Below are 16,989 nucleotides of genomic sequence, written 5' to 3' on the forward strand. Positions count from 1 at the left end.
TCCCGCGTACGTCAGCATTCCTCGGCGAACTGCCGCAGCACCGCGTCGAACTCGGCCGCGGACTCGGCGAAGGGCGCGTGGCCCCCTTCAGCAAACCAACGCCCGACCGCACCCGGAATCTTCCCGAGTGCGTACTCGGCCGCCGAGGGCTCGATCACGGGGTCGGCCGTGCCGTGCACGACCAGGGCCGGCTTATCGATCGCGGTCAGCACGTCGCCGCTGCCGACGTCCCGGCGGAAGAGCGCCGAACGGACCGCGGGAGGCACGCTCAACGACGCCCCGAGCAGGGCCTGGGCCTGTGTTCCGGGCACCGGACGGGTGACCATCCCGCGGCTGAACGCGGTGAGCGCCGGGACCGCGGTGTCCGGATCGTCCGAAAGCATCGCGCGCATGTGCTCGCGCATCAGCGCACCGACGCGCCCGCCCGGGCGCTCGCGGCCGATTTCGGTGATGGCGCCGACGAGCACGATCCCGCCCAACCGTGCGGTGCCGTGCACGCGGACGTGGTCGGCCAGCACGAGCCCGCCGTACGACCAGGCGACGACGATCGCGCCCGGCCCGGCGAAGTCGAGCACCGCGGCCAGGTCGTCGGCCCAGGCGACCGGGTCGTCGTAGCCCGAGGCGGGCACGTCGGACGCGCCGTGGCCGCGCAGGTCCACCGCGACCAGCCGGAACCGCGCGGTCAGGGCCGGGTCGGCGAGCTGCGCCGCCCAGCACCCGGCCGACTGCGCCCAGCCGTGCACGAACACGATCGGCCTGGTGTTTTCGGCCCCCTCGACCCGCAGTCCGAGCCGGGTCCCGCCGTGTCCGACGACTTCGGTGCGCACGGGGTTACTTCGCGCCCAGCGACTGCCAGGCCGACCAGCTGTAGTTCCAGTCCTTGACGTCCGAGGCCATCGGCGCGCCCAGCTGGGAGCCGGTGATCTCGACCGGGTCGCCGATCAGCGCGGAGTCGAAGAAGTCCTTGGCGTCGGCTTCGAGGAGGTTGACGCAGCCGTGGGAGTTGTTGGTCTTCCCGATGTTGGCCGCGTTGTCCTGGTTCTCGTGGATGTACTCGCCGTGGTTGGAGAAGCGGCAGGCCCACTTCTTGTTGACGTTCGTGTAGCCGTAGCGGGCGTTGTCGAAGACGGCGGTCGGCTCCTTGCTCATGATGATGTAGGTGCCGTTCGGGGTGTTGCGGTCGACCTCGGCGTCCAGCCCGTTCGCGCACGGGTAGCTCTTGTACTGCGCGCCGCCGCGGTAGACGTGCATCTGGTGGTCCGGGGTGTTGACCTTGACCACCTGGTTGCGGCCGATCTTGAACTTCGTCGTGACGTCGGCCTTGCCGTACGCGCCGCCGCCGAGCTCGACGCCGTACAGCTTCGCTTCGACGCTCACGGTGATGTTCTGCGGCCAGTACTCCTTGGGCCGGTAGTCGACCTGGCTGTCGGACAGCCAGCCCCACGCGCCCTCGACGTTCTTGTCCGTCTTCACGGACAGGGCCTTCTCGACGGCCGCGCGGTCCTTGACCGGCGACTGGAACTTGACGCTGATCGGCATCGCCACGCCGACCTGCTGGTTGTCGGCCGGGTTCAGCGTGGCGCGGACCTGCTTGGCCGGGCTGACCGTGCTGAACGTGCCGGTGAGCTCGACCGGCCTGCCGTCGGTGCCGGTGGCCTTGGCCGCGTAGGTGTAGGTCTTGCCGTAGCCGAGCGGCTCGGAGCTGGTCCAGGTGAGCCCGTCGGGCGCCGTGTCGCCCTTGACGCCCTTGCCGCCGTCGGCGGTCACCTTGCACTCGGTGAGCTTGCCGTCGGCGACCTTGATGACGACCGGCTTGAGCACGGAGGCGTCCTTGGCGTTCACCGCCGGCTCGGCCGTGATCTTCGCCACGGGCTGCGCGCCCCCGCCGTCGGCCCCCGCGGCGCCGGTGGGCAGCGCGGTGCCGTCGTTCGTGCTCGAACACGCCGCGGCGACCAGTGCGGCCCCAGCCGCGAGAGCGGCCTTGAAGACCGTACGCCGTTCGATCACCGCAACCTCCTGTGTCTTGCGGGGCCGAGCCCCCGCACCCCGCCGTGGGGGCGCTGCCCCCCGGACCCCCCGAAGCGTCAAGTCCCCCGCCTACCAGCGGGTCCACGCCCTTAGCGCTGGTAGCCCGTCCGACGTTACCGCCCGAAAGGTAAAGACCATCCGATCAGGTGGCGACGCCTTTGTCGACAAAGACGTCCCACACACGTCCGGGTTGCCCGGTTCGGCTCAAATTGCGCAGTTGATCAGCAGCGGCTCGGGGTGCAGCGAGACGCCGAACCGCGCGAAAACGCCGTCGCGCACCTCGCGGGCCAGCGACAACAGGTCTTCGGTCGTCGCGTCGCCGCGGTTGGTCAGTGCCAGCGTGTGCTTGGTCGACAGCGAGACGCGGTTCCCCGGCCCGGGGTACCCCTTGCCGAAGCCGGCGCGCTCGATCAGCCAGGCCGCGGACAGCTTCACGCCGCCGTCGGCGGGGTACTGCGGGACCTCCGCGCCGACGGCGTCCGTGATGCGCGTCAGGACGGCTTCCGCCTCGGCCGACGGGACGATCGGGTTGGTGAAGAACGAGCCCGCGCTCCACGTGTCGTGGTCGCCGGGGTCGAGCACCATCCCCTTGCCGCGACGCAGCTTGAGCACGGCGTCGCGGGCGTCGGCCGCCGGGACGCGGGCGCCGATCTCGACGCCCAGCGTGCGCGCCAGCTCGGCGTAGCGGATGGGCGCGGAGAGGCCGTCTTCGCGGATCTCGAAGCGGACCGAGAGCACGACGCCGGAGTCGGTGCCCTTGAGCACACTGGTGCGGTAGGCGAAGCCGAGCTCGTCGGCCTTCAGCGTGCGCACTTCGCGCGTCTGCCGGTCGTAGAGGTCGACGCTGACCAGGGACTCGGCGACTTCGCAGCCGTACGCGCCGACGTTCTGGATCGGCGTCGCGCCGACGCTGCCCGGGATGCCGGAGAGGCATTCGAGCCCGCCCAGGCCCGCTTCGACGAGCCCGGCGACGAAGCTGTCCCAGTTCTGGCCGGCCGCGACCTCCACGACGTCGCCGTCGCGGCGCCAGCCGGTGGTGGCCACCTCGACCAGCGTGCCGTCGAACCCCGCGTCCGCGACCACCAGGTTGGAGCCGCCGCCGAGCAGCAGCACCGGTTCGCCCGCGGCGTCGGCCTCACCGACGGCCGCGACCAGGTCTTCGCTGGTCACGGCGCTGACGAACCGGCGGGCCGGGCCGCCGAGGCGCAGCGTGGTGTACGCGGAGAGCTTCGGGGAAGCGGGAGTTCGGGCGGAGTTCACGCGTCTGACGGTACTGTCCGGCTCATGGGATCCCGGATCGAGCACCGCGCTGAGTTCTCCGCCGACGTCGCCGCGACGTACGCGGCGGTCGCGGGCGAAGACGCGCTGCGCGCGCGGCTGGAGCAGCTGGGCGGGCACGGCGCGGCACTGCTGTCCTACGAGGTCTCGGGCACGGACCTGCGGTACGAACTGCGGCAGGGGATCAGCGCGGACAAGCTGCCGTCGGCGGTCCGGACGCTGCACAAGGGCGACCTGATGGTGACCCGCACGCAGACCTGGCGGGTGAGCAAGGACGGCACCGGCCGCCAGGGCGACGCGACGGTCGAGGTCGGCGGCGTCCCGGGCGAGATCGTCGCGCGGACGGCCCTGCTGGCCACCGACGCCAAGACGGTGTTCCGGACCAGCGGCGAGGTCACCGTCCGGATCCCGCTGTTCGGCGGGAAGCTGGAAGCCGTGATCGCCGAACAGGTCACGAAGCTCTTGGAGCGCGAAGCCGAATTCACGGCGAAGTGGCTCGCCGACGCGAACTGAGCCCGGTCGGGGCGCCGACCCGCGGCACGACCAACCCGAACCGCCTCCGCCGGGTCGACCGGTGGATCACGTACGCGCCGGCGACGACCCGCCTGCTGCGCGCGGCCGCGTCGCCGCTGGTCGTCGACCTCGGCTACGGCGCTTCCCCGGTGACGACGGTCGAGCTGGCGCGCTGGCTGCGCCGCGTCCGGCCGGACGTCCGGGTGCTGGGCCTGGAGCTGGACCCCGAGCGCGTGGCCTTCGCGCGGCCGGCCGCTTCCCCGCCGCTGCTGGACTTCCGCCGCGGCGGGTTCGAGCTGGCCGGGACGCGGCCGGTGCTGGTGCGGGCGTTCAACGTGCTGCGCCAGTACGCGGAGGACGAGGTCCCGGGGGCGTGGGCGCTGGTGCTGGACTCGATGGCCCCGGGCGGCCTGTTGGTCGAGGGCACGTGCGACGAGATCGGCCGACTCTCGACGTGGGTGCTGGTGTCCGCGGCCGGCCCGGTGTCCCTGACGCTGTCGATGCGGCTGGCGGGCCTCGACCGCCCGTCGACGATCGCCGAACGGCTGCCGAAGGCGCTGATCCACCGGAACGTCCCCGGCGAGCGCGTCCACGCGCTGCTGGCCGCGCTCGACGCCTGCTGGGCGACGGCCGCGCCGCACCAGGGGTTCGGGGTCCGGTCCCGCTGGCGGGAGACGGTCCGGCTGCTGGCGGCGCGGGGCTGGCCACTGGTCGATCCGCCGTCGCGGGTGCGGCTGGGCGAGCTGACCGTCCCGTGGGCCTCGGTGGCCCCGGCCTGAACGTTCACCGGTCCACCCCCGCTGCGTCACCCCGAAGTGACCTGCGGTGATCACCATTGAGCTGTGGAATTCCTGGGGCAGCTCACCGACCTGCTGCGCGACGCGCTCGGCTCGCCGTGGCTGTGGGTGCTGGTGTTCGCCGTGTCCGGGCTGGACGCGCTGCTGCCGTTCATGCCCAGCGAGACGACCGTCGTGACGGTCGCCGTCCTGGTCGGTCCCGATCCGCGGCAGCTCGCCCTGCTCGCCGCGGTCGCCGCCGGCGGGGCGTGGGTGGGCGACTGCCTCGGGTACGCCGTTGGCCGGGCCGCCGGGCCGCGCGCGATCGCGCGGCTGCACCGCGGTCCCGAAGGCCGGCGGCGCTACGAATGGGCGCGCGAGCAGGTGCGGCGCAACGGCGGGCTGCTGATCATCGCCGCGCGCTACCTGCCCGGCGGCCGCGTCGCCAGCGCGCTCGCGAACGGCGGCCTCGGCTACCCGCTGCGCCGGTTCGTGCCGCTCGACCTCGCCGGGGCGGCGATCTGGGCGGTGTACAGCGTGCTGATCGGCCTGGCCGGCGGCGCCGCCTTCGCCGACGAGCCGGTCAAGGGCCTGCTGCTGTCGTTCAGCCTCGGCCTGGGCCTGGTGTTCGCCATCGAGGCCGGCCGGCGGCTACGGTCGGCGCATGCAGCTGCTGGAGGCGATCGACGTCCACGCCGACGGGCTGAAGCGGGCGGCACTGAAAGCCGGTCCGGCGACGCCGATCCCGAACTGTCCGAACTGGACTGTCCATGACCTGGTGGCGCACGTCGCGTCCGTGCACGCCCTGGCGGTCGGCCTGACGCTGGGCAAGCCGGGCGAATCCGACCCGCCGGCGAGCTGGGACGACGTCCTCGGGTGGTGGGACGGCCAGCGCCTGGCCCTGCGGGAAGCCTTGCTGCGGAACCCGGAGTCGCCGTGGGGCCGCCGGATGGCCCACGAAACGGCGATCCACCGCCTCGACGCCGAGTCGGCTCTCGAAGACGGCACGACGCGCTTCTCCCCCGAGTTCGCGAACGACGGCATCGACGAGTTCCTGACCTTCGTCGTCCCGCGCCGCGGCTTCACCTTCGGCGTGCGGGTCACGACGCCGGAGCGGACGTGGACCGTGGGCACCCCGGGAACCGAGGTGTCCGGCGCCGCCGACGACGTCTACCGGGCGCTGTACGGCCGCCCGAACCACGCGGCGACCACCGGGGACCGGCTCCCCGCCGTCTGACCGGCGCGGGGGACAATGCCCTGGTGACCGCTCCAGAACGCCGCTACGTCATCACTTTCGGCTGCCCCGACCGCACCGGCATCATCGCCCGGATCTCCGGGTTCCTCGCCGAGCACGGCGGCTGGATCGTCGAGGCGGCCTACCACACCGACCCGGACACGGGCTGGTTCTTCACGCGCCAGGTCGTCCGGGCCGACTCGCTCCCCTTCGACGCCGCGGAGCTGCGCGCCCGGTTCGGCGAGGTGGCCGCGGACCTGTCCGCGGAGTCGAGCTGGCAGGTGAGCGACACCGGCGAACGGCGTCGCGCGGTGGTCCTGGTGTCGAAGGCGGGCCATTGCCTGTACGACCTGCTCGGCCGCGTCGCGTCCGGCGAGCTGGACGTCGACATCGCCGCGGTGATCGGCAACCACGAGTCGCTGGCCGACATCACCCGCGCGCACGGCATCCCGTTCCACCACGTGCCGTTCCCGCCGGGTGACCGGGCGGCGGCGTTCGAGCAGGTGCGGAAGCTGGTCGGCGAGCACGACCCGCACGCCGTGGTGCTGGCCCGGTTCATGCAGATCCTGCCCGCCGACCTGTGCCGCGAGTGGGCGGGCCGGGCGATCAACATCCACCACAGCTTCCTGCCGTCGTTCATCGGCGCGAAGCCGTACCACCAGGCCCACACGCGCGGGGTGAAGCTGGTCGGCGCGACCTGCCACTACGTGACGGCGGACCTCGACGCGGGCCCGATCATCGAGCAGGACGTCATCCGCGTCGACCACGGCGACTCGGTCGAGGACATGGTCCGCAAGGGCCGCGACATCGAGAAGGTCACCCTCGCGCGCGGCCTGCGCTGGCACCTGGAGAACCGGGTGCTGGTGCACGGCAACCGCACCGTGGTGTTCTGACGCGGTTGCCGTGCGCGCGCGTCACGCCCCGATGGTCGAGGCGTCGATGACGAAGCGGTAGCGCACGTCGGAGTTCTCGACGCGCTCGTAGGCCTCGTTCACCTTGTCCGCCGAGATCGTCTCGATCTCCGCGCCGATGCCGTGCTCGGCGCAGAAGTCCAGCATCTCCTGCGTCTCGGCGATCCCGCCGATCATCGAGCCGGCCAGCACCTTGTTGCCGCCCAGCAGCGAGAAGGCGTTGTAGGACAGCGGTTCGCCGGGCGCGCCGACGTTCACCATCGCGCCGCCGACCTTGAGCAGGCTCAGGTAGGCGTCGACCGGCAGCTTGGCCGAGACGGTGTTGAGGATGACGTCGAACTTGCCCTTGAGGACGTCGAACGTCGCCTCGTCGCTGGTCGCGTAGTAGTCGGTCGCGCCGAGCTTGAGACCGTCCTCCTGCTTCTTGAGGCTCTGGCTCAGCACGGTCACTTCGGCGCCCATCGCGGCGGCGATCTTGACGCCCATGTGGCCGAGCCCGCCGAGGCCGATCACGGCGACCTTCTTGCCGGGGCCGGCGCCCCAGTGGTTCAGCGGCGAGTAGGTGGTGATGCCCGCGCAGAGCAGCGGCGCGGCGACGTCGAGGCTGATGCCTTCCGGGATGCGGCAGACGAAGGCGTCCTTCACGACGATCTGGTTGCTGTAGCCGCCGTAGGTGTTCTCGCCGTCGAAGCCGACGCCGTTGTACGTCTGGACGTTGCCCTTGACGCAGAACTGCTCGGTGCCGGCCTTGCAGTACTCGCACTCGCCGCAGGAGTCGACCATGCAGCCGACGCCCACGCGGTCGCCGACCTGGTACTTCGTGACGTCCGAGCCGACCGCGGCGACGACGCCGGCGATCTCGTGGCCGGGGACCATCGGGAAGATCGCCTGGCCCCAGTCCTCCTTGGCCTGGTGGATGTCGCTGTGGCAGATGCCGGCGTAGGCGATGTCGATCAGCACGTCGTCGGGGCGCAGGGCACGGCGCTCGATCGTGGTCGGCGCGAGCGGCGCACCCGGCGCCGGGGCGGCGATGGCGTGCGTGGTGGTGCTCATGGAACCCTCCAAGTTCAAGTACCGTTGTCCTCGTAAGAGGTCTCTTACATGCACGACGTGAGAGTGCTCTTACATATTCCGAGCGAAAGATGTGAGCCAGGTCATGGGCGGCAAGTACCACCACGGCGACCTCCGCGGCGAACTCGTGCGCGTCTCCCTGGACCTCATCGCGGAGCAGGGCCTCGCCGGCTTTTCCGTCGCCGAGGTCGCGCGGCGGGCGAAGGTCAGCCCCGGTGCGCCGTACCGGCACTTCCCGACCCGCGAAAGCCTGCTGGCCGAGGTGGCGTGCAACGTCGCCTGCCAGCTCGCCGAGCGCGTCGCGGCCGCGGCGGGCGAGTTCGACGACCCGGCGGACGCGCTGGCCGCCGCCGCGGGCGCGTACACGCGGTACCTGATCGAGCGCCGGGCCGGGATGAACGTCCTCTACGCCGACGGCCTCCACGGCCCGGACCACGTCGAGCTGCACGAACAGACCCGGCGGCTGACCGACGAGTTCCTGATGCGCTGCCTGCTCGTCGCGCCGAGCCCGGCGGAGGCCCTGGAGCTGATGGAGCAGCTGTTCACGCAGGCCCACGGCTACGGCACGTTCCAGCTCGACGGCGTCTTCGTGAAGCACGGCTATTCGGTGGACCAGGTCGTCCGGAAGTCCACGGAGGCCGCGCGGATCGCGATCGCGGGCCGGATTGTCGGTGGTCCGCGCTAGCTTGGGGGCATGGGGATCATCGACTCACACGAGGCCTTGCGCGAGCTGATCGGCGACCCGAAGCCGAGGACGACGCAGAAGGTCCAAGACCACATCGACGAGCACGCGCGCACGCTGATCGCGCACTCGCCGTTCGTGCTGCTGGCGACTTCGGCGCCGGACGGCAGCTGCGACGTCTCCCCCCGGGGCGACCCGGCGGGCTCGGTACTGGTGCTCGACGAGAAGACGCTGGTGCTCGCGGACCGGCCGGGCAACAAGCTCATCGACAGCTTCCGCAACATCGTCGACAACCCGCACGCGGGGCTGCTCTTCCTGGTGCCGGGGATGAACGAGACGCTGCGCGTGAACGGCCGCGCCCGGCTGATGTCGGACGCGCCGTACTTCGATTCGCTCGTCGTGCAGGGCAAACGCCCGAAGCTGGCGGTCGTCGTCGAGGTCGAAGAGCTGTACATGCACTGCGCGAAGGCGTTCCTGCGCTCTTCGCTGTGGGACCCGTCGACCTGGCCGGAGCGGTCCACGCTGCCGACGCTGGGCACGATCCTGCGCGACCAGATGGCGCTGCCGGTGTCGGCGCAGGAGCTGGACGCGGACCTCAACGAACGGGCGGTGAGCCAGCAATACTGAACCCATGCTGTGCGTCTTCGACGTCAACGAGACTCTGCTCGACCTCGCCTCGATGGACCCGCTGGTCGGCGGGCCCGAGCTGCGGCGCGAATGGTTCGGGCTGGCCATCCACACGGTCCTTACCGTCACCGCGACCGGCGGCTACCGCGACTTCGCGGGCATCGCCGGCGAAGCCGCGCTCGAGGTGGCTGCCCGGCACGGGCGTGAGGTGGACCTCGCGAAGATCGGCGAGGGCCTGCGCTCACTGCCCGCCCACCCGGATGCCGTGGGGGGTCTGACAAAGCTGCGCGAAGCGGGCCACGACGTCGTCGCGCTGACGAACTCGCCGCTCGCCACCGCCGAGACCCAGCTCCAGAACGCCGGGCTGGCGCCCTTGTTCGACCGGATCTTCTCGGCCGAGCAGGCGGGCCGGCTCAAGCCCGCGCCCGAGCCGTACCGGCAGGTGCTGGACGCCTACGCCGCCGAGCCCGGCGCGGCCGTGATGGTCGCCGCCCACGACTGGGACGTCGCGGGCGCGCAGGCGGCCGGGCTGCGGACGGCGTTGCTCGCCCGCCCCGGCGTCCGCCCGCTGCCCGGCTCGCCCGCGCCGACGTACACGATCTCGGCGTTGACCGAACTGGCCCCGCTGCTGGGTTAGTCGGCGATCCGGACCAGCATCTTGCCGGTGTTGGCGCCGGAGAGCAGGCCGAGGAAGGCGTCCGGCGCGTTGCGGATGCCGTCGACGAAGGTCTCCGAGTACTTGATCTGCCCCGACTGCACCAGCGGCGCGACCTCGCTGACGAACTGCTGCTGCAGGCCCCAGTGGTCGAGCACGAGCAGGCCGCGGATGGTGATCCGCTTGGCGATGATCTGCGCGAGGTTGCGCGGCGCCGGCGTCGGCTCGGTGGCGTTGTACTGGGAGATCATGCCGCAGACGGCGATCCGGCCGTGCAGGTTGATGGCGCTGATCGCGGCTTCGAGGTGCTCGCCGCCGACGTTGTCGAAGTAGACGTCGATGCCCTCGGGCGCCGCCTTGTGCAGCTGCTCGGCGACCGGGCCGTCCTTGTAGTTGAAGGCGGCGTCGAAGCCGAGGTCGTCGATCAGGTGCCGCACCTTCTCCGCCGAGCCGGCCGAGCCGATGACGCGCTTGGCGCCCTTGAGCTTCGCGAGCTGGCCGACGAGCGAGCCGACGGCGCCGGCCGCGCCGGAGACGAACACGGTGTCGCCCGGCTTGAACTCGGCGGACTCCAGCAGGCCCGCGTACGCGGTCAGGCCCGGCATGCCGAGCACACCGAGGTAGGTCGAGAGCGGCGCGGCGTCGGCGTCGACCTTGACGAAGCGCTTGTCGTCCAGCACCGCGTGGGTGCGCCAGCCGGCCTGGTGCAGCACGTGGTCGCCCGGTCCGACACCGTCGATTTTCGACTCGACGACCTCGCCGACCGCCCCGCCGGACATGACCTCGCCGACCTCGAACGGCGGCGCGTACGACTTCACGTCACGCATGCGGCCGCGCATGGCCGGGTCGACGCTCATGACCAGGTTGCGCACCAGGATCTGCCCCTCGCCGGGGGTCGGGATCTCGGTGTCGACCACGTCGAAGTTGTCGTGCGTCGGAACACCTTCCGGGCGCGAAGCCAGCCGGATTTCGGTCGCCTGTGCGTTCACCGTCGAACTCCTCAAGTCTCTCGAAGCGGGGCACGCGCCCCGGATTCCACCGGGTAGAACCGGCTAACCGGGGCGCACATTCCGATTGTGAGCCGTCACACGATCTCCGCGAGCTTCCCCAGGACGCCGTCGTAGATCTTCTTGAGGCCGCCGGGCGCGAAGGTCTTCTCGAAGAAGCCGCCGATGCCGCCCGCGCCGTCCCACGACGTCTCGATCCGGACCACGCTCTTCTCGCCCGCTTCGGCGACGGTCCAGGTGGTGACCATGCTGGAGTTCGCGTCGGTCTCGACCAGGGTGCCGGGCTTCGGCTCGGAGACGGTGGCCTTGACGTCGCGCACGCGCTTGGACGTCGCCTGCAGCTTCCAGCCGGCCTGGGTCCCGGCGCCGACGCCGCCCGCGGTCACCTCGTAGTCGCGGTAGTGCTCGGTGAGCAGCTTCGGGCGCGTTTCGGCGTAGTCCGCGACGAGCGCGCGCACCTTGTCGGCCGGGGCGTCGATGGTGCGCTCCGCGGTGGCCGTGACCTTTCCCATTTCACTCCTTTGCCCGAGGTACCGATCGTGGACCACGATTCCACCACCGGCTCGGACGCCGCGCACCGCGTTAGGCTGACCCCCATGAGTGTCACCCCGGACGCCGCCCGCCGCCGGCGCGCGACTGTGGCGCTCAAGGAGTCGCTGCGCGACCTGCGCAACCAGCTTTCCCTGCTGAACCACCAGGTCAGCGCGCACCTGGCGCTCAAGGACGTCGACCTGGACTGCCTGGAGCTGATCGCCCGGTACGGTCCGCTGAGCCCCAGCGCGCTGGCCCGCCGCGCCGGCCTGCACCCGGCGACGATGACGGGCATCCTCGACCGGCTGCAGAAGGGCGGCTGGATCGTCCGCGAGCGCGACCCGGAGGGGGCCGACCGCCGCGCGGTGGCGGTGCGCGCGGTCCGCGGCCGCAACGCCGAGCTGTTCCGGCTCTACGCGGGGATGAACACGGCGATGGACGACCTCTGCGCCGGCTACAGCGAAGAGGAACTGGCCCTGATCGCGGAGTTCCTGCGGCGCGCGACGTCAGCGGGTCACACGGCGACGGGTGATCTGGCTAACGGCTGACCAGCGCTTTCTGTGCTGTACTCCACGCATGTGGCAGTCGGGCGACGCTTACGAGGCCTACATCGGACGGTGGAGCCGCCGGATCGCGGAGACCTTTGTCCGGCAGCTCGGCGCGCCGCCGAGCCGTCGCTGGCTCGACGTCGGCTGCGGCACCGGCGCGCTGACGTCGGCGGTCCTGACGGCGGGCGACCCGGCCGAGGTGGCCGGCGTCGACCCGTCGGACGGCTTCCTGAAGACGGCCCGCGCGAGCGTGACGGACCCGCGGGTGACGTTCTCCGTCGCCGACGCCCAGTCCCTCCCGTTCCCCGAGGACCGCTTCGACGTCACGGTGTCGGGCCTGGTGCTGAACTTCGTCCCGGACCCGGCCGCCGCGGCGGCCGAGATCGCCCGGGTGACCGTCCCGGGTGGACTCGCGGCGGCGTACCTGTGGGACCTCGCCGGGGGCATGGAGCTGATCCGGCTCTTCTGGGACACCGCGACGGAGCTCGATCCGGCCGTCGCGGACCTGCACGAGGGCCGCAGGTTCCCGCTGTGCCGCCCCGAGCCGTTCGGCCGCCTGTGGACGGACGCGGGCTTCGCGGCGGTGTCGGTGAGCGAGCTCAAGATCCCGACGGTGTTCGCGGGCTTCGACGACTACTGGCGGCCGTTCCTCGGCGCCCAGGGCCCGGCCCCGGCGTACCTCGCGACTCTTCCCGAGGCACGCCGGGACCAGATCCGTGAACTCCTGCGCAGCCGCCTGCCGACCAACCCGGACGGCTCGATCCCGCTTTCGGCGAGCGCCTGGGTCGTGCGCGGCACCGCCGGTTAGAGACCGGCCTGCGACAGCCAGTCCTTCGCGACGTCCGCCGCCTTCTCGCCGTCGGAGTCGACCCGCTTGTTCAGGTCGCGCATGACGTCCGTGGTCAGCTTGGCGCTCACCGCGTTGACGGCGTTCGCGAAGTCGGCGCCGCGCTCGTCGAGCACCTTCTTGTTGACCGCCGGCACGACGTTCTCCGTCGGCACGATGTTGAGGTCGTCCTTGAGCACGGTGTAGTTCGAGTCGCCGGTCAGCGGGCTGACCGAGTCGACCGGGATCACCGTGACGGCCCCGGACTTGAGCTGCTCGACCCGCGGCCCGGCCTCCTGGATCGTCTGGAAGGTCGCGTTCGTCAGCTTGTAGACGTCCTTGAAGCCCTGGAAGCACGGCAGGCGCTTCTCGCACTCCGGCGGGCCCGCCATGACGACCTTGTCCAGCTTCTTCAGGTCGCTGATCGACGCGATGCCCTTTTCCTTGGCCAGGTCGGACTTGACGATGTAGGTGTTCTTGTCCTCCGCCGCGGCGAAGTTCAGCAGGCCGACGCCGCTGGGCTCGAACAGCTTGGCCAGCTGGTCGTGCTCCTCCTGCGCGGTCTTGCCGGCCTCCTTGCCGAAGCCGGTGGTGATCGCCGCGCCCTGGTACTCCGGGATGAACTGCAGCTCACCGGACTTCAGCGACGGGTAGATCAGCTCGCGCGAGCCCAGGTTCAGCTTGCGCGTCACCGGGTAGCCCTTGGCTTCCAGGGCCTGCGCGTAGATCTCGGCGAGGATCTGGCTGTCGGTGAAGTTGAAGGACGCGACGACGATCGGCGCCCCACCCTTGCTCTGCGCGGCGGGCTTGTCACCGCTGTCGCTGCCACCACCACAGGCGGCCAAACCGAGCGTCGCCGCGACGGCCACCGCCACCACGGACGCGTTCCGGAACCAGCGCACGAATCCCCACTCCCTCGTCACTCGAACAGACGAAAGGACCCTAGCCCCGCCCACCGACATGCGCCCACATATTGAGAGATAACCGCCCGAATTCCCAGAATCCGGAATAAGCCCGGTCCGATCGGGGTAGGGTCACCAGGTGCACGTGACCCCGCTGGCCGCCGACAGCGGACCGCCGATCTTCCAGTGGAAGTGGGTGGACCGCAACGCGGACGACATCGTCCAGCGCCTCGGCGAACACATCTCGCTGACGGCCGCCGCGCTCGGGGCCGGCCTGGTCGTTTCGGTCGCGCTCGCGGTGCTCTCGCTGCGGTACCGCTGGTCGTACCCCGTCATCCTGGGCACGGCCGGCGCGCTCTACGTGATCCCGAGCCTCGGCGCGTTCGCCGTGCTGGTGCCGTTCTTCGGGCTGACGTTCCTCACCGCGATGATCCCGCTCGCGACGTACACGCTGCTGATCCTGGTCCGCAACATCGTCACAGGCGTCGACCAGGTGCCGAACGAGGTCCGCGAGGCCGCGGTCGGCATGGGCTACACGCGCGGCAGGCTGCTCTGGCAGATCGAGCTGCCGCTCGCGCTGCCGGTGGTGATCGCCGGGCTCCGGGTCGCCGCGGTCACGACGATCGGGCTCGTGACGGTGACGTCGATGCTCGGCCTGGGCGGCCTGGGCTACTTCATCCGCGCGGGTATCCAGACCGCGACGCCGAACCCGACGGAGATCATCGTCGGCGTGGTGCTGTCGGTGGTCCTGGCGGTGGTCGTCGACCTGGTTCTCTGGCTCAGCGAGCGCCTGCTGGCGCCCTGGTCGCGGAAGGTGCGGGCGCGATGAGCTTCCTCGACCAGCTGAACGCGTGGCTCGCGGACCCCCACCGCTGGAGCTGGACCGACAAGGCCGGCATCCCGTACCGGACGCTGGAGCACCTCCGGTTTTCCCTGCTGGCGCTGGTGATCGCGGCCGTCCTGACGATCCCCGCCGCGCTGTGGCTCGCCCACTACCGGCGCGGCGCGTTCCTGGCGAGCAGCGCCGTGAACATCGGCCGGGCGATCCCCAGCTTCGGCCTGATCATCCTGTTCTGGTTCCTGGCCAGCCGCTGGGAACTGGACACGACGTTCTGGCCGTTGCTGCTGGCCCTCGTCGCGCTGGCGATGCCGCCGCTGTTCACCAACACCTACGCCGGTGTGGTCTCCCTGGAACAGGACACAGTGGACGCCGCCCGCGGCACGGGTTACCGCGAATGGCAGATCATGCTCCGGCTCGAGCTCCCGCTGGCGTCCCCGGTCATCCTGGCGGGCGCCCGGGTCTCGTTCCTCCAGCTCATCGCCACGGTCGCGATCGGCGCGATCGTCAACGACGGCGGCGGCCTGGGCCGCTACATCGTCGACGGCTTCGCCCTCGGCGCCCAGGGCTACGGCGAGATCTTCGCCGGCGGCCTGGCCGCGGTCGTCCTGGCCCTGCTCTGCGACGGCGCGTTCGCGTTGCTCACCCGCGCCGCGACCCCGCGCGGCCTCGCCCTGCAATCCGCCCGCCGCGAGTAGCCGGAACGCGCCAGGCAGTCAGAACACGCCGAGCAGGATCAGCACGCCGAGCGCGACCAGCACCACCGGCAGCACGACGTGACCCCACCGCGCGAGCACCCGCGCCACAGCCGGACGCGTCGCGAGGAACCGCCCGGCGACGCACCACACGGCGACGCCCACGAGGAACACCACGACGTAGCCGGCCAGGCCGGCCGGCCCGCTCGCCGCGAACGCGGGCACGTACACGCCGACGTTGTCCCCGCCGTTCGCGAAGCACACCGCCGCGATGCCGAGCACCCCGGCCGCCGGCGCGGGCTCGTCGTCTTCCCTGCGCCACGCCTGCCAGGCCGCCCGGATCCCGAGCAGGACCGGCAGCACACCCAGCCACCGGACGGCGCCGTCCGGCAGCAACCCGGCCCCGAGCGCCCCGGCGACCGAAGCGGCCAGGATGCCGGCGAAACCGAGGAACTGCCCGGCGACGACCTTCAGCTCACCCCGCCGTCCGGCGGCCTGCCCGAAGAACACGGCAAGCAGCACGAGGTCGTCGACGTTCGTCACCGCGAACATCGCGGCCGCCCGCCCGATCAGTCCGATGTCCAAGCCCGCCCTCCCGTAAACCGCTTGGCGAGGGCCGCCCGGCACAGGACGATTCTGCTCATGCCCGCCGTGACGCGCCGCAGCTACGCCGGTCCCGCCGACCTCCGGGCCATGCAGGGCTTGGCCCAGCGGATCTGGTCGAAGTCGAGTTCGGTGCACGTCGGGGATCTCCCGTGGCAGCGGTTCCAGCAAACCGGCCGCGAAGCGGAATGGCCGACCGTGCTGTGGGAAGCGGGTGGCGAGGTCGTCGCTTGGGGTTGGGTCTCGCTACCCGGTGAACTGGCGCTGCTCGTCGATCCGGCGCGCCCCGAACTCGCGTCCGAGGTGCTCGGCTGGTTCGAAGACACCGCCTCGGCCGCCGAGCTCACGGTCACCGTGCTCGACGGCGAGAAGCATGTCGTCGCCGCGTTGGAGCGAAGCGGGTACGCGCTCCAGGAGAACGCTCCCTACCTGTCGTATCTGTCTCGCCTCCTCGTGGATCTGCCGGCGCCGGTGGTGCCCGGCGGGTTTGCCGTCCGGCCGGTCGGCCCGGACGATGTGGAGCGGCGCGTGGCCGTCCACCGCGAGGTCTGGCAGCCGTCGCGGGTGACCGCGTCGAGCTACCGGGCCGTGATGGCGGCCTGGCCGTACCGCGCCCGGCTCGACTGGGTCGCGGAAGCACCCGACGGCCGGTTCGCCGCCCAGTGCCTGATCTGGCTCGACGACCGCAATGCCGTCGGCGAGCTGGAGCCCGTCGGAACCTTGCCGGAGTTCCGTCGCACGGGCCTGGCCCGGGCGGTTTGCCTCGCCGCGCTGCGCGAAGCCCACCACGCCGGCGCTCGCGAAGCCGTGGTGTATCCGGTGATCGGTCATCCGAAATCCGTTGCCGCACTTCCTCTCTACCGCGATCTGGGCTTCCGCCCCTATGCGCGCACCCTCACCTTCACGCGGACCCTTCGTCGTATCCCTCCTTCCGCCGGGTCCGCATCCCCGGAGGGCGCACAACCACGAACGTAGCGCTCCGCCCGACCCGGCCCCCCGTTTCGGCGCCCTCCGGCCGCCGGTTGTCCACATCGGGGCAAGCCTGTGGACAACTCCGGGGATTTCCCTTGCGCGGGCCCGAATCCGTCGGTGCCACGCGATAGATTCGAGACGGGGGGCGCCCCCGCGGGGCGGGGTGGGCGGCGGCGCAAAACGCGCTGTGTCCGGCAGGTCGATCGCACGCGAAAGCCCCTCCGGGCAACGAAAGCGGCGCGCAAGACAGAGAAGTCGATCGCGCGCGAAAGCCCGTTCAGGCAAAGAGGTC

The 16,989-nt window shown here is 71.3% G+C and carries 21 protein-coding genes; 13 read left to right on the forward strand and 8 right to left on the reverse strand.

Going from position 1 to position 16,989, the window contains the following annotated elements; genetic code table 11:
* Positions 1-11: 11 nt before the first annotated feature.
* The 3 genes from ACWEN0_RS33645 to ACWEN0_RS33655 all read right to left on the reverse strand — a co-directional run bounded on the left by ACWEN0_RS33645 (position 12) and on the right by ACWEN0_RS33655 (position 3,288).
* Positions 12-827: an alpha/beta fold hydrolase gene (locus ACWEN0_RS33645; protein WP_451982825.1), complete on the reverse strand. Its 816-nt coding sequence runs from the start codon at positions 825-827 to the stop codon at positions 12-14.
* Between the two features lie 4 nt (positions 828-831).
* Positions 832-2,007, reverse strand: a complete 1,176-nt coding sequence (locus ACWEN0_RS33650) for a L,D-transpeptidase (RefSeq protein WP_451982828.1) — start codon at positions 2,005-2,007, stop codon at positions 832-834.
* Positions 2,008-2,232: 225 nt separating this feature from the next.
* A complete protein-coding gene (locus ACWEN0_RS33655; protein ID WP_451982831.1) occupies positions 2,233-3,288 on the reverse strand; it encodes a UDP-N-acetylmuramate dehydrogenase in 1,056 nt (351 codons plus the stop codon).
* A gap of 24 nt (positions 3,289-3,312) precedes the next feature.
* On the opposite strand from ACWEN0_RS33655, the gene ACWEN0_RS33660 reads away from it, so the two are divergent.
* The 5 genes from ACWEN0_RS33660 (at position 3,313) to purU (ending at position 6,722) form a co-directional block, all read left to right on the forward strand.
* Positions 3,313-3,819, forward strand: a complete 507-nt coding sequence (locus tag ACWEN0_RS33660) for a DUF2505 domain-containing protein (protein ID WP_451982834.1) — start codon at positions 3,313-3,315, stop codon at positions 3,817-3,819.
* The gene (locus ACWEN0_RS33665) at positions 3,798-4,598 is read left to right on the forward strand and encodes a class I SAM-dependent methyltransferase (protein ID WP_451982837.1); all 801 of its coding nucleotides are present in this window, start codon (positions 3,798-3,800) and stop codon (positions 4,596-4,598) included. The genes ACWEN0_RS33660 and ACWEN0_RS33665 overlap by 22 nt, the downstream gene beginning before the upstream one ends.
* A 63-nt stretch (positions 4,599-4,661) precedes the next feature.
* Positions 4,662-5,369: a DedA family protein gene (locus tag ACWEN0_RS33670; RefSeq protein WP_451982841.1), complete on the forward strand. Its 708-nt coding sequence runs from the start codon at positions 4,662-4,664 to the stop codon at positions 5,367-5,369.
* Positions 5,260-5,832 carry a maleylpyruvate isomerase family mycothiol-dependent enzyme gene (locus ACWEN0_RS33675; protein ID WP_451982844.1) on the forward strand — a complete coding sequence of 191 codons (573 nt, stop codon included), beginning with the start codon at positions 5,260-5,262 and terminating at the stop codon, positions 5,830-5,832. Before ACWEN0_RS33670 ends, ACWEN0_RS33675 begins: the two co-directional genes overlap by 110 nt.
* A gap of 23 nt (positions 5,833-5,855) precedes the next feature.
* A complete protein-coding gene (gene purU / locus ACWEN0_RS33680; protein ID WP_451982847.1) occupies positions 5,856-6,722 on the forward strand; it encodes a formyltetrahydrofolate deformylase in 867 nt (288 codons plus the stop codon).
* Positions 6,723-6,743: 21 nt separating this feature from the next.
* Here purU and ACWEN0_RS33685 read toward each other — a convergent pair whose 3' ends face one another.
* Complete coding sequence (locus ACWEN0_RS33685; protein WP_451982850.1) at positions 6,744-7,793, reverse strand: NAD(P)-dependent alcohol dehydrogenase; 1,050 nt, start codon at positions 7,791-7,793, stop codon at positions 6,744-6,746.
* Positions 7,794-7,896: 103 nt separating this feature from the next.
* On the opposite strand from ACWEN0_RS33685, the gene ACWEN0_RS33690 reads away from it, so the two are divergent.
* From ACWEN0_RS33690 to ACWEN0_RS33700, 3 genes are read left to right on the forward strand one after another with little or no spacing between them, the layout of a single operon-like run.
* On the forward strand, positions 7,897-8,496 hold the full coding sequence (locus ACWEN0_RS33690; protein WP_451982948.1) for a TetR/AcrR family transcriptional regulator: 600 nt from the start codon (positions 7,897-7,899) through the stop codon (positions 8,494-8,496).
* Positions 8,497-8,505: 9 nt separating this feature from the next.
* Complete coding sequence (locus ACWEN0_RS33695) at positions 8,506-9,120, forward strand: pyridoxamine 5'-phosphate oxidase family protein (RefSeq protein WP_451982853.1); 615 nt, start codon at positions 8,506-8,508, stop codon at positions 9,118-9,120.
* A 4-nt stretch (positions 9,121-9,124) separates the two neighbouring features.
* Positions 9,125-9,757, forward strand: coding sequence for a haloacid dehalogenase type II (locus ACWEN0_RS33700; RefSeq protein ID WP_451982856.1), 633 nt, complete (start codon positions 9,125-9,127; stop codon positions 9,755-9,757).
* On the opposite strand, the gene ACWEN0_RS33705 is transcribed toward ACWEN0_RS33700, so the two are convergent.
* Both ACWEN0_RS33705 and ACWEN0_RS33710 read right to left on the reverse strand, forming a co-directional pair.
* The gene (locus tag ACWEN0_RS33705) at positions 9,754-10,764 is read right to left on the reverse strand and encodes an NADP-dependent oxidoreductase (protein ID WP_451982859.1); all 1,011 of its coding nucleotides are present in this window, start codon (positions 10,762-10,764) and stop codon (positions 9,754-9,756) included. The two genes, ACWEN0_RS33700 and ACWEN0_RS33705, sit on opposite strands and share 4 nt — an antisense overlap.
* Positions 10,765-10,859: 95 nt before the next feature.
* On the reverse strand, positions 10,860-11,294 hold the full coding sequence (locus tag ACWEN0_RS33710; protein ID WP_451982862.1) for an SRPBCC family protein: 435 nt from the start codon (positions 11,292-11,294) through the stop codon (positions 10,860-10,862).
* An 84-nt stretch (positions 11,295-11,378) separates the two neighbouring features.
* Here ACWEN0_RS33710 and ACWEN0_RS33715 point away from each other — a divergent pair, with 84 nt between their 5' ends.
* A complete protein-coding gene (locus ACWEN0_RS33715; protein ID WP_451982865.1) occupies positions 11,379-11,861 on the forward strand; it encodes a MarR family transcriptional regulator in 483 nt (160 codons plus the stop codon).
* 28 nt (positions 11,862-11,889) lie between these two features.
* Positions 11,890-12,669 carry a class I SAM-dependent methyltransferase gene (locus tag ACWEN0_RS33720; RefSeq protein ID WP_451982868.1) on the forward strand — a complete coding sequence of 260 codons (780 nt, stop codon included), beginning with the start codon at positions 11,890-11,892 and terminating at the stop codon, positions 12,667-12,669.
* On the opposite strand, the gene ACWEN0_RS33725 is transcribed toward ACWEN0_RS33720, so the two are convergent.
* Positions 12,666-13,589, reverse strand: a complete 924-nt coding sequence (locus tag ACWEN0_RS33725; protein ID WP_451982871.1) for an ABC transporter substrate-binding protein — start codon at positions 13,587-13,589, stop codon at positions 12,666-12,668. The genes ACWEN0_RS33720 and ACWEN0_RS33725 overlap by 4 nt on opposite strands.
* A gap of 139 nt (positions 13,590-13,728) precedes the next feature.
* Between ACWEN0_RS33725 and ACWEN0_RS33730 the strand changes: the two genes are divergently transcribed.
* On the forward strand, positions 13,729-14,418 hold the full coding sequence (locus ACWEN0_RS33730) for an ABC transporter permease (protein WP_451982874.1): 690 nt from the start codon (positions 13,729-13,731) through the stop codon (positions 14,416-14,418).
* Positions 14,415-15,125 (forward strand): ABC transporter permease, encoded by a 711-nt coding sequence (locus ACWEN0_RS33735; RefSeq protein WP_451982877.1) that lies wholly within the window; start codon positions 14,415-14,417, stop codon positions 15,123-15,125. The genes ACWEN0_RS33730 and ACWEN0_RS33735 overlap by 4 nt, the downstream gene beginning before the upstream one ends.
* A gap of 18 nt (positions 15,126-15,143) precedes the next feature.
* On the opposite strand, the gene ACWEN0_RS33740 is transcribed toward ACWEN0_RS33735, so the two are convergent.
* On the reverse strand, positions 15,144-15,707 hold the full coding sequence (locus ACWEN0_RS33740; RefSeq protein WP_451982880.1) for a cadmium resistance transporter: 564 nt from the start codon (positions 15,705-15,707) through the stop codon (positions 15,144-15,146).
* A gap of 57 nt (positions 15,708-15,764) precedes the next feature.
* Between ACWEN0_RS33740 and ACWEN0_RS33745 the strand changes: the two genes are divergently transcribed.
* A complete protein-coding gene (locus tag ACWEN0_RS33745) occupies positions 15,765-16,700 on the forward strand; it encodes a GNAT family N-acetyltransferase (RefSeq protein ID WP_451982883.1) in 936 nt (311 codons plus the stop codon).
* Positions 16,701-16,989: the final 289 nt, after the last annotated feature.

The organism is Amycolatopsis sp. NPDC004378, from assembly GCF_053602455.1.